This window comes from Nocardioides thalensis (assembly GCF_013410655.1).
Classification (GTDB): Bacteria; Actinomycetota; Actinomycetes; order Propionibacteriales; family Nocardioidaceae; genus Nocardioides; species Nocardioides thalensis.
On the sequence record NZ_JACCFP010000001.1, the window covers coordinates 1,414,446 to 1,427,619 of the forward strand.

Below are 13,174 nucleotides of genomic sequence, written 5' to 3' on the forward strand. Positions count from 1 at the left end.
TATGAGCGAGACGTCCTCCCCGAGCACCAGTCCCACCCCGGCAGAGGGGAGCGTGGCGCTCGCCGTCGTCCCCGGCGACGGCATCGGTCCCGAGGTCACGGCCGAGGCGCTGAAGGTGCTCGAGGTCGCGGCCCCCGAGGGCCTGAAGTTCGAGCAGACCCACTACGCCCTGGGCGCCGAGAACTACCTGGCGACCGGCGAGGTGCTGCCCGACTCGGTGCTCGAGGAGATCCGCAGGGCCGACGCCATCCTGCTCGGCGCGGTGGGCGGCAAGCCCAACGACCCGAACCTGCCGCCGGGCATCCTCGAGCGCGGCCTGCTGCTCAGGCTGCGGTTCGAGCTCGACCACTACGTCAACCTGCGCCCGTCGCGGATCTTCCCCGGCGCGGTCTCCCCGCTGTCCGCGGACGTGCTCGCCAAGGGCGACGTCGACTTCGTCGTGGTCCGCGAGGGCACCGAGGGCCCCTACACCGGCAACGGCGGCGCGCTCCGCGTCGGCACGCCGGCCGAGGTCGCCACGGAGGTCTCCGTCAACACGGCGTACGGCGTCGAGCGCGTCATCCGTGACGCGTTCGCCCGAGCCGAGCGCCGGCCGCGGAAGAAGCTCACCCTGGTCCACAAGACCAACGTGCTCGTCAACGCCGGCTCGCTGTGGTGGCGCCTGTTCGAGAAGGTCGCCGCCGAGCACCCCGACGTCGCCACCGACTACTGCCACATCGACGCGGTCATGATCTACCTCGCGACCGACCCCCAGCGCTTCGACGTCATCGTCACCGACAACCTCTTCGGCGACATCGTCACCGACCTCGCCGCCGCGATCACCGGCGGCATCGGCCTGGCCGCGTCCGGCAACGTCAACCCCGACCGCACCGCGCCGTCGATGTTCGAGCCGGTGCACGGCTCGGCCCCCGACATCGCGGGCCAGCTGGTCGCCGACCCCACCGCCGCGATCCTCTCCGGTGCGCTGCTGCTCGACCACCTCGGTCACCCCGAGGCGGCGGCCCGCATCGAGGAGGCCGTCGTCGCGGATCTCGCCGCCCGCACGCCGGGCGCGCAGCGCCGTACCCCCGAGGTCGGCGATGCGATCGCTGCCCGGCTGTAATTACTAGGAAGTCCCACTAAAGTGGCCGCCATGGAGATCACCACCACGCTTGCCGCGAACCCCACCGACGACGCGCGGCTCGCGGAGATCCTGTCCAACCCCGGTTTCGGCACCAACTTCAGCGACCACATGTTCACGGTGGAGTGGACGCCGGCCGACGGCTGGCACAAGGCGCGGATCACGCCGTACGGCCCGATCACGCTCGACCCGGCGGCGGCCGTGCTGCACTACGCGCAGGAGACCTTCGAGGGCATGAAGGCCTACCGCCACGACGACGGCTCCATCTGGTCGTTCCGGCCCGAGGAGAACGCCAAGCGGATGGTGCGCTCCAGCCACCGGCTGGCGCTGCCCGTGCTCGAGCCCGACGACTTCGTCCAGGCCGTGACCGAGCTGGTGAAGGTCGACCAGCGGTGGGTGCCGGGCAATCCCGAGGGTGGCGAGAAGAGCCTCTACGTGCGGCCGTTCATGTTCGCCTCCGAGAAGTTCCTCGGCGTGCGGCCCGCCGAGCACGTCACGTTCATGGTGATCACCAGCCCCGCCGGCGCCTATTTCAAGGGCGGCGTGAAGCCCGTGACGCTGTGGCTGACCGAGGAGTACACCCGCGCCGGCCGCGGCGGCATGGGCGCCGCCAAGACGGGCGGCAATTACGCGTCGTCGCTCGTCGCGCAGCAGGAGGCCTACGCCAACGGCTGCGACCAGGTCGTCTTCCTCGACGCTCAGGAGGGCCGGTACGTCGAGGAGCTCGGCGGCATGAACATGTACTTCGTGTTCGACGACGGCTCGATCGTCACGCCCGAGACCGGCACCATCCTCGAGGGCATCACGCGCTCGTCGATCATCGAGCTGGCGGGCAAGATGGGCCACCACGTCACCGAGCGGAAGTTCGGCATCGACGAGTGGCGCGACGGCGTCTCCAGCGGCCGGATCACCGAGGTCTTCGCGTGCGGCACGGCCGCTGTGGTCACGCCGGTCGGCTCGCTCAAGTGGGACGGCGGCGAGACGCCGGCGCCCGCGTCGACGGACCTGACGATGCGGATCCGCCAGGCGCTCGTCGACGTGCAGCTCGGCCGGGCCGACGACACCTTCGGCTGGATGCACCGCATCGTCTGAGCGTCACCGCGACCGGCGTCCCCGCGCGATCTCGGTCTCGAGTGCGTCGAGTCGCTGCTCCCAGAACCGCCGGAACGGGTGCAGCCACGCGTCGACCTCGGCGAGCGGCGCGGCGTCGATCGCGTAGATCCGGCGCGTGCCCTCGGGGCGCACGGTCGCGAAGCCGCTGTCGCGGAGCACGCGGAGGTGCATCGAGACGGCCGGCTGGCTGATGCCGAACTCGTCGGCGATGACGGCGACGACCTCGCCGGAGGCGTGCTCGCCCTCGGCCAGCAGCTCCAGGATCCGCCTGCGGACCGGGTCTCCGAGGACGTCGAACGCGTGCATCAGGCCCCGTCGTCCGGTGCACCGGTGTAGGCCGCCAGGCAACGGGCCGCCGCGGCACGGGCCTGCTCGGGGTCGGTGCCGAAGGCCGCGTCCGCCTCGCCCCATGCGGCGCTGCTCCCGGCCATGAAGCCCGACAGGTCGGGCATCTCCTCCGGGGACTCGGGGCGCCTCCACTCGGGCGCGGCGAGGTGCTCGCCGAGGCCCATCAGCATCATCTCCCAGCCGATGCCGACCGCTCCCGGCCCGAACTGCTCCCACATCTCGGGCGGAACCGGGGCGGAGTGCTCGAGCCGGAGCAGCGTGCGGTCGCCCTCGGGCGTCAGCGTCGCGTCGACCCAGCTCATGCCGTCGTACTCCCAGGTGATCGACAGCCGCTCGGGCGGCTCGCAGGCGAGGACCTCGCCTCCCGCGTTGCCCTCGAGCTGGAAGCGGCCGCCGAGGCGGAGGTCGCCGGAGACGGGCATCAGCCAGCGGTCGATCCGCTCGGCCGTGGTGAGGGCGTCCCACACCTCGTCGGGCGGGGCGTCGAACGTGCGGGTCACGACGAGGACGCGCAGCTCCTGCCCGTCGCGCGTCGTGGTGGAGAGGGCGCGGTCGACCGCGCCCAGGTGGTCGGCGGGAGTGAAGGTCATGTCTGCTTTATATCAGGCAACGCTGATATAAAGCCAGCGTCGTCGGCGGCCGATGGTTCACTGGGCGCATGGCCCACCCGATCGTGTTCAGCGACGACGACCCGGGTCTCGCCGAGCTCCGGGAGATCTGCCTCGCGCTGCCCGGCGCCGAGGAGCGCATCAGCCACGGCCGGCCGACGTTTCGCGCGGGCAAGATCTTCGCGGCGTTCGGCGGGTCCGAGAAGCTGCGGCCGGGGGAGCACCGGCAGGTGCCGAGCGCGTTCATCTTCACCCCCGACGCCGTCGACCTGCCGGCGATCGACGAGGACCCGCGCTTCTTCGTGCCCGCCTATTACGGGCCGTACGGCGGCCGCGCGATCGACCTGGCCTCGCCCGACATCGACTGGGCGGAGATCGCCGAGCTCGCGGATGCGTCGTACCGGCGGGTCGCGCCGAAGCGGCTGGTCGCCGAGCTCGACGCACGCGGCTGAGGACCTGCCTACTTCTGTCGGCGCTCGACCGCCTCGGCGATCCGCTTGATGCGCGCCAGCCGCGCGTCCCACGCGGTGCCGACGGCGGCGAGCTGGGCGGCCGCCCGCTCGAGCTGGGCCTGGTTGACGTGGAACCGGCGCTCCCGGCCCGCGGTGCTGGAGGCGACGAGGCCGACGCGGTCGAGCACCGCGAGGTGCTTGGTCACCGCCTGTCGGGTCACCGGGAGCTGGGCGCTGAGCGAGGTCGCCGTGCCGACGCCGTCACTGAGCAGCAGGTCGAGCATCCGGCGCCGCGTCGGGTCGCCGATCGCCGACCACAGCTCGTCGTCGACCCCGGTGCGCGGCTGGGCGCTCATCGCCGCGCGACCGCGGTCGGGGCGTAGGCGACCAGCTTGGGCAGGAAGTAGTCCCAGCCGGACGTGTGGTCGAAGTAGGTCTCCTCGAGCTGCGCGACCTCCCAGCCCATCTCGCGGAAGCCGGTCTCCTTGAACCGCACCGTGGTCCCGCTGCCCGTCGGCACCAGCTCGAAGGTCACGAGCAGCGAGTTGCCCTCGCGGGCGTCCTCGCCGGCCTCGTGGATCCAGCGGAACGTGAACGACCGCGGCGGGATCGCCTCGATCACCGTCAGCGTGACGACCTTGCCGCCGTCGGCGACGTCGCCGAACGTGATCGTGCCGGTCGCGCCGGGGGAGACGTCGTACGCCGCGTCGTCGGGCCACCACTCCTTGACGTGCTCGGGGTCGCTGATGACCTCGTAGACCACCTCGGGCGCCGCGTCGATGTAGAGCTCGCGCTCGATGCTGCCGAGCTCGGTGTCCGTGCCCTCTGTCCGCATTCCTGCCTCCTGCAACCGCCGGTTGCAGAAGACGGTACCCACGCGGGCACGCCGGCGCAACCCGGCGTTGCGCGACGCGGCGGGCCTCAGGCGCAGCCTGGGCTTCGGACGGCCTCTCCGCGGGTAGCCTTTGCGCGTGACGAGCCAGCCCCAGAGCGCGCAGCCGACCCGCGTCGGCGACTACGCCGTGCTCACCAAGCTCGGCGAGGGCGGCATGGGCATCGTCCACCTCGCCCGCGGGGCCGACGGCCGTCGGGTGGCGCTCAAGGTGCTGCGCCCGCACGTCGTGGGCGACAACGAGGCGCGGGCCCGGCTGGCGCGGGAGGTGGCCTCCCTCGAGAGGGTGCGCAGCCCGTGGATCGCCGAGATCCTCGACGCCGACCCGTGGGCCGACGTGCCCTACGTCGTCACCCGCTACGTCCCGGGCCTCTCTCTTCACGACCACGTGGCGGAGGAGGGGCCGATCGCCGACCGCGACCTCCACTGGCTCGCGGGGTGCCTGGCCGAGGGGATCGCCGCGGTGCACTCCGCCGGCGTGCTCCACCGCGACGTGAAGCCGTCCAACGTGCTGATGGAGGGCCGCACCCCGATCCTCATCGACTTCGGGCTCGCGCGCGTCGCCGACGACCCGCGCCTCACCCAGACCGGCTGGCTGCTGGGCACGCCGGGCTACCTCGCGCCGGAGATCCTGTACGGCGACGACGCCACGCCCGCGTCCGACGTGCACGCGTGGGCGGCGACGGTGGCCTACGCGGGCAACGGCCGCGCGCCGTACGGCCGCGGACCGTCGATGGCGATCATGGACCGCGCCCGCCGCGGCGAACACGACCTCGGTGGGCTGACCGGGTCGCTGCGCGAGGTGGTCGACGCCGCCCTGTCGCCCGACCCGCTGGAGCGGCCGAGCCTGCACGAGATCCTCGCCTGGATCCGGCCGCTGAGCACCCGCCCCGAGCTGCCCGTGGCCGACCCTCCGGTCGCCGACGACTTCACGCTCCCGCTGGCGGTCGCAGCGCAGGGTGGTGCGCCCGCACCGGTGCTGCCTCCGCCGCCTCCGGCCCGACCCACCCGGGTGCTCGAGACCGAGGTCGGCCCGGTGCCGCCGGCCGCGCCGTTCCCGGCCGCGGCGCCGACACTGGGTCCCGCCCAGCCCGGTCCGCCGGCTCCGCCGGCGCACGCGATGGAGCGGCTGGGGCAGGAGTGGGACGAGCAGTGGGGCGCCCCCTACCCGCCGGTCGCGCCGAGGCCGCCGCTCGCGGAGCGGTTGCGCCGCGGTGTCGCCGTCGGGTGCGGGGCGATCCTGCTCGGCGCGGCGACGGCCGCGGCGCCGTACGTCACCGCCGCCGGCGTCCTCGTCGCCGTGTGGCTGCTCCGGGCGGGCTCGCTCGCGGCGTCGTCGCTCGCCCACAAGCGGGTCGCGCGCGGGGCCAAGTGGCACGACGGGATCGGGTTCGTCGTGTCCAGCCCGTGGCACCTGGTGCGCGCGATCACCGGCACCGTCGTGCTGGTGCTGTGGAGCGCCGGCATCGCCGCCGCCGCGGGGCTGATCTGCTACGCCCTCGCGACCGGGGTCGCGACGATGCTCTTCACCGGCGGTACGGCGCTGGGCGTCGCGCTGTGGACCGGCATCGCGAGCAGCCGCTTCCGCGGGCCGCTCTCGCGGGTGGTCCATCCGCTGAGCCGCGGCTGGGTGCCGTGGTCGGCCCTGTGCGGCGGGCTGCTCGTCGCGGCCGTCGTGCTCGGCGCGGTCGTCGCGAGCCGCGGGATCGAGTGGCTGCCCGCGGCGTCAGGCCCGTTCGGCCTGTGACGCCTCCAGTGCCCTGATCGCGACGCCTGCGGCCCACCAGGCGAGTCCGGCGAGGGCCAGGCCACCGACGATCGCGCCGAGGAGCGACGGCGCCGGGCGCGCCGACTCCTGGAACCCGCCGACCACGCCGTCGGACTGCGCGGAGCCGATCGACCACCGGGACTGGTGCGACCCGACGGAGAGCAGGGCCATCGAGGAGCCGAGCGACCCGGCGGACGCGAACGAGCCGACCGAGCCGATGGAGAAGGCCGAGCCGGCCGACCCGATCGACATGAACGACTCGCTGGAGGCGATGCTGAGCATCGAGTTGCGGGAGCGGATCGACCAGAGCGACGGCATGGCCGCATCCTGCCCGCGCGGGACGCCGGATGGCGAGACCCCCTGTCCGGCCGGGCGGGTCGTGGCAGGATGGGGGCCGTGTCCAGCACCAGCATCATCATTACCTAGCGCGTCGAGCCCAGCCCGACGCGCAGCCTCTCGCACCCGAGAGGCTTTTCTTTTGCCCGGACGTTCCCACCCAGACTGCCGAAGAGAAGACCGATGACCGACCAGCCCGCGCTCGACCTGCACGGCGCCTTCCACGTCTACGACACGACGCTGCGCGACGGCGCGCAGCAGGAGGGCCTCAACCTCTCCGTCGCGGACAAGCTGACGATCGCGCGCCAGCTCGACGGCCTCGGCGTCGGCTACATCGAGGGCGGGTGGCCGGGGGCCAACCCCAAGGACACGGAGTTCTTCCGCCGTGCGGCGCAGGAGCTCGACCTCCAGCACGCGCGGCTCGCGGCGTTCGGCGCCACCCGCAAGGCGGGCGTCGCCGCGGCCGACGACCCGCAGGTGGCCGCGCTGCGCGACAGCGGCGCGGGCGTGGTGACCCTGGTCGCGAAGTCGCACGTGGGCCACGTCGAGAAGGCGCTGCGCACCACGCTCGCCGAGAACCTCGCCATGGTGCGCGACACGGTCAGCCACCTCCGCGCGGAGGGCCAACAGGTCTTCCTCGACGCCGAGCACTTCTTCGACGGCTATCGGCTCGACCGGTCCTACGCGCTCGAGGTGCTGCGGACGGCGTACGACGCCGGCGCCGACGTGATCGCGCTCTGCGACACCAACGGCGGCATGCTGCCCGGCTGGGTCGCCGACGTCGTGGACGACGTCGTGCAGTCGACCGGGGTGCGGGTCGGCATCCACTGCCACAACGACACCGGCTGCGCGGTGGCCAACACCCTCGCCGCCGTCGACGCCGGCGCGACCCACGTGCAGGGCTGCATCAACGGCTACGGCGAGCGCACGGGCAACGCCGACCTGGTCAACGTCGTGGCCAACCTCGAGCTCAAGCTGGACCGGCAGGTGCTGCCGCCGGGACTGCTCCAGGAGGCCACCCGGATCGCGCACGCGGTCGCCGAGGTGACCAACGTGCCGCCGGCCTCCCGGCAGCCGTACGTCGGCACGTCGGCGTTCGCGCACAAGGCCGGCCTGCACGCCAGCGCCATCAAGATCGACCCCGACCTCTACCAGCACATGGACCCCGCGGGCGTCGGCAACGACATGCGCCTGCTGGTCTCCGAGATGGCCGGTCGCGCGTCGATCGAGCTCAAGGGCAGGGAGCTCGGCTTCGACCTCAGCGGCGACCCGGAGACCGTCAGCCGCGTCACCGCGCGGGTCAAGGAGATGGAGGCGCGCGGCTACACGTTCGAGGCGGCCGATGCGTCCTTCGAGCTGCTGCTCGTCGAGGAGGCCGAGGGCCGGCGGCCGTCGTACTTCGACGTCGAGTCGTGGCGCGTCATCACCGAGACGCTCACCCACGCGGTGCCGGGGGAGGAGGCGGTCTCCGAGGCGACGGTGAAGCTCCAGGCCGCGGGCGTCCGCTACGTCGTCACCGGCGAGGGCAACGGCCCGGTCAACGCGCTCGACCAGGCGCTGCGTGCGGCGATCGTGCAGGCCTACCCGGCGATCGCGAAGTTCGAGCTGATCGACTTCAAGGTGCGGATCCTCGACCAGGGCCACGGGACCGACGCGATCACCCGCGTGCTGATCGAGACCTCCGACGGCGAGTCGTCGTGGGTCACCGTGGGGGTGGGCGCCAACGTGATCGAGGCCTCGTGGGAGGCGCTCGTCGACGGCTTCACCTACGGGCTGCTCCGCCACCAGGTCGGCTGAGCCGCCTCAGTCGGTGGTCCCTAGAGCGGGCCGACCTTGCCGCAGCGCCCGGTCTTCGGCCGGAAGGTCAGCAGGTTGATCGAGTGCGACTGGAAGTTGTAGCTGAGCCGGTCGACGTTCTTCTTCCACACCAGCGACCGCGGCGCGCGGACCGAGAGCGGGCGGCCCGACGCGTTGCGCGGCCGGGTCGAGCCGTCCGGCTCCGTGCGCAGGGTGCGGACGGCGACGCACATCGCTCCCTTGCGGCCCGGGAGCGCGATCGCGGTCTTGCGGTCCTTGTCCCAGCTGGCGTTGACCACCAGCAGGGATGCCTTGCGCCCGTCGCGGGTGGCCACCACGGAGGTGCCCTTCGGCGTGCCCTTCGCGATCATCGGCTGCTCGCCGACGAGGTGGCGCACCAGCCCGAGCAGGTAGCCGCGGCCGGACAGCGTGACCCGGCCGCCGAAGTGCTCGAAGATGGCGCGGAAGTTGGACAGGTTGGACACCCGGACGCCCTGGTTGATCTGGGCGACCAGGTGGATGCCCTGCACGATCTCGCGCATGAACGTCGACTGCAGCAGGCCGGGCCGCTTGCTGTGCTGGCCGCCGAACTCGGTGACGTTGAAGTAGCGGTCCTCGGCCCCGGGGTACGGCGAGCTGCGCATCTGGTCGCGCAGGTAGGCCAACCGCGCGTTCTGCGACCTGGCCGCCTTCATCAGCTGGTTGTACATCATCTTGACCCGGGTCGGGCCGCCGATGTTGGCGTAGGAGTGGACCGCGATGCAGTCGTAGTCGCGGTTGAGCTGGTTCATCCGCTCGACGAACGCGACGCTCGCCCACGAGCTGCACACCTCGACGTCGATGCCGGGGATGTTCTTCAGCGCGTTGAAGAAGTCGGTGAAGCCGGGGTGGCGCCCGGACTGGTAGCTGATCTTGATCTCGGCGCCCCGCGGCGGTCGCGGGCAGGAGGACAGCAGACCGCGGTCGGGAGCGAAGATGATGCGGGTCCGGTCGGCGCTGATGGTGTACTCACGCCGCTGCGGGGAGAGCAGCCCGCAGGTGCTGAAGGTCGGCACGTACTCGTAGACGTCGGTGCGGCTCTGGGTCACCACGGTCACCTTGGGCTGCGTGCCCGGCGCGATCGGGGTGTAGCGGGGGCGGTAGGTCTGGTTCGGGCCGCCGACGGCCTTCGCCGGCTTCATCAGGTTGCAGCCGTTGACCGGGTAGACGCTGTGGTCGCCGGGCATCCCGTCCGGCATCCGCGTGCCGCCGAGGATGTAGTCGTTGAGTCGCGTCGCGAGGGGCTTGGCCCGCCAGTAGCGCTGGCGCGTCAGGAACGGCTCGTTGCCGACCTCGACGTAGAACTTCTTCTGCCCCGTGGCCTGGGACATCGCCTTCACGTAGGCGACCGCGTCGGCCGGGGTCGTGTTGATCATCGGGATCATGATGTTCGTGCCCGCGCCGGCCATCCGGGCGAACGCCGCGTGCCGGCCGATCGTGTACTCCGACTTGTCGGGCGAGATCGAGGCGAACGCCGGCCGCAGCAGCCCGCCACTGACCTGGCAGCCCGGCTTGCCCAGGGCGTTGCGGAAGTTGAAGACGTTCGCGATCGTGCCGCCGGGGTAGCGGATGCTGCCGATGCCGATCCTGCGCACCTGCCGGGCGACGTCCGCGCGGAGGCGGTTCCGCTTGGGGTCCCAGGCGCCGTCGGCGGTGTTGAGCCAGCGCATGTTCGCGCCGATGATCTCCCGCGGCACGATGCCCGCGTCGCGCCGCTGCTGGGTGATCGTCAGCGTCCGGCGGTCGGCCCGCGACGGGCCCTCGGGGTCGGCGGCGGAGGCCCGCGCAGGCATCAGCACAGCCACGACCGCGAGGGTCGTGAGCATCAGGAAGACCGAGAAGATGGGCCGCACTCGCACGGGTCGGAACGATAGGTGAGACGGCACGTCTAGACCGGCGGTTTGCGGAAATGGCAGCACAACCGTGGCCGAAAGGCGCGCCGCTGCTAGTGATTGCGGCTCAGGGGCGAGCGGCCACCCGGGTGACGAGGTCCGCCCAACCGGCGCGCAGCCGCTCCACCGGGATGTCCGCCTTGTCGACCTGCTCGCGGAGCACGACGATGTCGAGCGGCGCGACGAGCGCGGTGGCCAGGTAGGGGAGGTCGCCGGTGACGCCGAGCTCGCCCAGCAGGTAGCGCACGTGCATGGTCGTGAACGACATGGCGCCGAAGGCGCGGGCGCCGGGCGAGGCCGCCGCCGCGATCAGCTCGAAGTGGCGGAGGTTGAGCAGCATCCGGGACTCGCCGAACGCGAGCAGCCGCTCGAGGGGCGGGGCGCCGGGGCCGAGAGGTGGGGGTCCGCCGATGACCGCCTCCTGCCAGTGCCGCTCCGAGCGGTCGAGCACGCCCGCCATCAGGCCGCCGCGGCTGCCGAACCGCCGGAACAACGTGCCCTTGCCGACGCCGGCACGCTGGGCCACCGCGTCCATCGTCACCTCCTGCACCCCGAGCTCCTCGATCAGCTCGTGGGCGGCGCGGAGGAGCGTCTCGCGGTTGAGCGCGGCATCGCGACGCTCGGGACGCTCGCTGCCGACGACGGGGAGCTGCCGGGTCTCGGCGAGGGGGAGAGGGGATTCCATGGCGCTGCCCAAGGTAAGGGAGGACGTGAGGCAGGTCGCAGGAATATAAGCGGACCGCGGTCCGTTTCGGAGGTCATGACTGCTACCACCACGCCCACCCGCGTCGCCGTACTCGTCGGAAGCCTCCGTGCCGACTCGACCCACCGCAAGCTCGCCGAGATCCTGCGGCAGGACACCCCGGAGCACGTCGAGCTCGACATCATCGAGGGCCTCGACCAGGTCCCGTTCTACAACGAGGACCTCGACGGCGAGGCCGCGCCGGAGACCGCCGCCGCCCTCCGCGAGCGGGTTGCCCGCGCGGACCGGGTGCTGGTCCTGACCCCGGAGTACAACGGCACGATGCCGGCGGTCCTCAACAACGCCATCGACTGGCTCTCCCGTCCGTACGGCGCCGGCGCGCTCGTCGGCAAGCCGGTCGGCATCGCCGGCGCCACCCCCACGCCGTACGGCGGCAAGTGGGCGCACGCCGACACCGCCCGCTCGGTCGGCATCGCCGGTGCGGTGGCCGTCGAGGACATCACCGTCTCGCACCCGGCCCCCGGCGTCGACGTCACCACCGACGCGGACCTGCACGCCAAGCTCAAGGACGTCGTGGTGAAGCTCGTCGACTTCCAGCCCGCGACCACCGCTGCCTGACCCGCGACCCGGCATGATCGGGTCGTGACCGAGATCCACGACCTGACGGCCGTCGAGCAGGGCCGGTTGATCCGCACCGGTGAGCTCGACCCCACCGAGATCACCGACCACTACCTGGCCCGTATCGAGCGCGCCGGTGACGACTTCGTCGCCGGCGCGTTCGCCTACCTGGGGGGCGACGAGGCGCGCGATCGGGCGCGGTCGGTCGCGGCGGTGGGCCCGGTCGGCGACGGGGCGTCGCCGCTGGCGGGCGTGCCGACGGCGATCAAGGACCTCAACCTGACCAAGGGCGTGCCGACCTCGTTCGGCTCGCCCGTGTTCGCCGACTACGTGCCCGAGGTCTCCGACGCCGTCACGCTGTCGATCGAGGAGGCCGGCCTGGTGTCGCTCGGCAAGACCAGCACGCCGGAGTTCGGATCGCCCTGCTACACCGAGCCGGAGGGCCGCCCACCCGCCGTCACGCCCTGGGACCCGCGCCGGATGGCCGGCGGCTCGTCGGGCGGGGCCGCCGCTGCGGTCGCCGCCGGGCTGGTGCCGGTCGCCCACGGGTCCGACGGCGGCGGCTCGATCCGGATCCCCGCCGCGTGCTGCGGCCTGGTCGGCCTGAAGCCCACCCGCGGCCGGATCAGCGGCTTCCCGATGTACGGCGACCCGGTCGGCCTCGCGACCTCCGGCTCGATCGCCCGCACGGTCGCGGACGCCGCTGCCCTGCTCGACGTGCTGGCGGGGCGTCGCGCCGGCGACCCGAGCTGGGCCCCCGATCCGGCGGGCACCTTCCTCGAGGCGACCACGCGGGAGCCCGGCCGGCTGCGGGTCGCCTGCTTCGACACCCCGGTCATCGCCGACGCCCAGGTGCACCCCGAGGTGCAGCGGGCCTTCGACGACGCGTGCCGTCTGCTGTCGTCGCTGGGCCACGTCGTCGAGGACGTGCCGGTGCCGATCCCCGCCGACGCGGTGCCGGTGTTCGAGACGTGCTGGGCCGTGCTGACGGCGCTGTCCACCACGCCTCTCCAGCCGTCGCAGCGCGAGCTCCTCCGCCCGCTCACGCGTTGGCTGGGGGAGCGCGGCGAGGCGGTCAGCGCCCCTGCGTTCGGCCTCGCCGTCGGCGCGCTGCGACGTTTCGCCGGCGAGGCGCTGGTCGCCCTGGCGCCGTACGACATCGTGCTGACGCCGACGCTGGCGCAGCCGCCGCTGCCGGTCGGCGCGATCCGCAACGACGACGACCCGGCCGCCGACTTCGAGGCGCAGAAGCTCTTCACGCCGTGGACCTCGGCGTGGAACGTCACCGGCATGCCCGCCATCACCCTGCCGTTGCACCAGACGCCCGAGGGCCTGCCGGTCGGCGTGATGCTGGCCGCGCGGCCCGCCGAGGAGGAGGTCCTGCTCTCCGTCGCCGCCCAGGTCGAGGCGGCCGCGCCCTGGAAGGACCGCCACCCGCCCCTCTGGTGATGCCGAATCCGCCCTCATGGTGGGCCGAATCCGCCCTCA

14 protein-coding genes are annotated in these 13,174 nt (G+C 72.7%); 7 read left to right on the forward strand and 7 right to left on the reverse strand.

All coding sequences use genetic code 11. The features are described 5' to 3' along the window. Position 1 precedes the first annotated feature (1 nt). Entirely contained in the window at positions 2-1,102 is a 1,101-nt protein-coding gene (locus HNR19_RS07010; protein WP_179667243.1) for a 3-isopropylmalate dehydrogenase, read from the forward strand. Positions 1,103-1,132: 30 nt separating this feature from the next. Next, a complete protein-coding gene (locus HNR19_RS07015; RefSeq protein WP_179667244.1) occupies positions 1,133-2,212 on the forward strand; it encodes a branched-chain amino acid aminotransferase in 1,080 nt (359 codons plus the stop codon). 3 nt (positions 2,213-2,215) lie between these two features. On the opposite strand, the gene HNR19_RS07020 is transcribed toward HNR19_RS07015, so the two are convergent. Further along, positions 2,216-2,539, reverse strand: a complete 324-nt coding sequence (locus tag HNR19_RS07020) for an ArsR/SmtB family transcription factor (RefSeq protein WP_179667245.1) — start codon at positions 2,537-2,539, stop codon at positions 2,216-2,218. Beyond that, positions 2,539-3,171 (reverse strand): SRPBCC family protein, encoded by a 633-nt coding sequence (locus HNR19_RS07025; protein WP_179667246.1) that lies wholly within the window; start codon positions 3,169-3,171, stop codon positions 2,539-2,541. The genes HNR19_RS07020 and HNR19_RS07025 overlap by 1 nt, the downstream gene beginning before the upstream one ends. Before the next feature lie 68 nt (positions 3,172-3,239). Between HNR19_RS07025 and HNR19_RS07030 the strand changes: the two genes are divergently transcribed. Beyond that, on the forward strand, positions 3,240-3,641 hold the full coding sequence (locus tag HNR19_RS07030) for an MmcQ/YjbR family DNA-binding protein (RefSeq protein WP_179667247.1): 402 nt from the start codon (positions 3,240-3,242) through the stop codon (positions 3,639-3,641). An 8-nt stretch (positions 3,642-3,649) separates the two neighbouring features. Here HNR19_RS07030 and HNR19_RS07035 read toward each other — a convergent pair whose 3' ends face one another. Then, a complete protein-coding gene (locus HNR19_RS07035; RefSeq protein ID WP_179667248.1) occupies positions 3,650-3,997 on the reverse strand; it encodes an ArsR/SmtB family transcription factor in 348 nt (115 codons plus the stop codon). Next, a complete protein-coding gene (locus HNR19_RS07040; RefSeq protein WP_179667249.1) occupies positions 3,994-4,476 on the reverse strand; it encodes an SRPBCC domain-containing protein in 483 nt (160 codons plus the stop codon). Before HNR19_RS07040 ends, HNR19_RS07035 begins: the two co-directional genes overlap by 4 nt. A gap of 136 nt (positions 4,477-4,612) precedes the next feature. On the opposite strand from HNR19_RS07040, the gene HNR19_RS07045 reads away from it, so the two are divergent. Continuing rightward, positions 4,613-6,280 carry a protein kinase domain-containing protein gene (locus HNR19_RS07045; RefSeq protein WP_179667250.1) on the forward strand — a complete coding sequence of 556 codons (1,668 nt, stop codon included), beginning with the start codon at positions 4,613-4,615 and terminating at the stop codon, positions 6,278-6,280. On the opposite strand, the gene HNR19_RS07050 is transcribed toward HNR19_RS07045, so the two are convergent. Then, the gene (locus HNR19_RS07050; protein ID WP_179667251.1) at positions 6,260-6,619 is read right to left on the reverse strand and encodes a hypothetical protein; all 360 of its coding nucleotides are present in this window, start codon (positions 6,617-6,619) and stop codon (positions 6,260-6,262) included. The genes HNR19_RS07045 and HNR19_RS07050 overlap by 21 nt on opposite strands. A gap of 201 nt (positions 6,620-6,820) precedes the next feature. On the opposite strand from HNR19_RS07050, the gene cimA reads away from it, so the two are divergent. Beyond that, the gene (gene cimA, locus HNR19_RS07055) at positions 6,821-8,434 is read left to right on the forward strand and encodes a citramalate synthase (protein ID WP_179667252.1); all 1,614 of its coding nucleotides are present in this window, start codon (positions 6,821-6,823) and stop codon (positions 8,432-8,434) included. 20 nt (positions 8,435-8,454) lie between these two features. Here the strand turns inward: cimA and HNR19_RS07060 are convergent, their stop codons facing one another. Together HNR19_RS07060 and HNR19_RS07065 are read right to left on the reverse strand one after the other, a co-directional pair. Next, positions 8,455-10,332, reverse strand: a complete 1,878-nt coding sequence (locus tag HNR19_RS07060) for a hypothetical protein (protein ID WP_179667253.1) — start codon at positions 10,330-10,332, stop codon at positions 8,455-8,457. A gap of 100 nt (positions 10,333-10,432) precedes the next feature. Further along, positions 10,433-11,050 carry a TetR/AcrR family transcriptional regulator gene (locus HNR19_RS07065; RefSeq protein WP_179667254.1) on the reverse strand — a complete coding sequence of 206 codons (618 nt, stop codon included), beginning with the start codon at positions 11,048-11,050 and terminating at the stop codon, positions 10,433-10,435. Positions 11,051-11,125: 75 nt separating this feature from the next. On the opposite strand from HNR19_RS07065, the gene HNR19_RS07070 reads away from it, so the two are divergent. Both HNR19_RS07070 and HNR19_RS07075 read left to right on the forward strand, forming a co-directional pair. Next, complete coding sequence (locus HNR19_RS07070; protein ID WP_179667255.1) at positions 11,126-11,686, forward strand: NADPH-dependent FMN reductase; 561 nt, start codon at positions 11,126-11,128, stop codon at positions 11,684-11,686. A gap of 24 nt (positions 11,687-11,710) precedes the next feature. After that, positions 11,711-13,135, forward strand: coding sequence for an amidase family protein (locus HNR19_RS07075; RefSeq protein ID WP_179667256.1), 1,425 nt, complete (start codon positions 11,711-11,713; stop codon positions 13,133-13,135). Positions 13,136-13,174 lie beyond the last annotated feature (39 nt).

Excerpts from the sequence above, each read along its gene's own strand:
- HNR19_RS07010 (WP_179667243.1), top strand. The coding sequence starts at position 2 with ATGAGCGAGACGTCCTCCCCGAGCACCAGTCCCACCCCGGCAGAGGGG.
- HNR19_RS07015 (WP_179667244.1), top strand. The coding sequence starts at position 1,133 with ATGGAGATCACCACCACGCTTGCCGCGAACCCCACCGACGACGCGCGG.
- HNR19_RS07020 (WP_179667245.1), bottom strand. The coding sequence starts at position 2,539 with ATGCACGCGTTCGACGTCCTCGGAGACCCGGTCCGCAGGCGGATCCTG.
- HNR19_RS07025 (WP_179667246.1), bottom strand. The coding sequence starts at position 3,171 with ATGACCTTCACTCCCGCCGACCACCTGGGCGCGGTCGACCGCGCCCTC.
- HNR19_RS07030 (WP_179667247.1), top strand. The coding sequence starts at position 3,240 with ATGGCCCACCCGATCGTGTTCAGCGACGACGACCCGGGTCTCGCCGAG.
- HNR19_RS07035 (WP_179667248.1), bottom strand. The coding sequence starts at position 3,997 with ATGAGCGCCCAGCCGCGCACCGGGGTCGACGACGAGCTGTGGTCGGCG.
- HNR19_RS07040 (WP_179667249.1), bottom strand. The coding sequence starts at position 4,476 with ATGCGGACAGAGGGCACGGACACCGAGCTCGGCAGCATCGAGCGCGAG.
- HNR19_RS07050 (WP_179667251.1), bottom strand. The coding sequence starts at position 6,619 with ATGCCGTCGCTCTGGTCGATCCGCTCCCGCAACTCGATGCTCAGCATC.
- cimA (WP_179667252.1), top strand. The coding sequence starts at position 6,821 with ATGACCGACCAGCCCGCGCTCGACCTGCACGGCGCCTTCCACGTCTAC.
- HNR19_RS07065 (WP_179667254.1), bottom strand. The coding sequence starts at position 11,050 with ATGGAATCCCCTCTCCCCCTCGCCGAGACCCGGCAGCTCCCCGTCGTC.
- HNR19_RS07070 (WP_179667255.1), top strand. The coding sequence starts at position 11,126 with ATGACTGCTACCACCACGCCCACCCGCGTCGCCGTACTCGTCGGAAGC.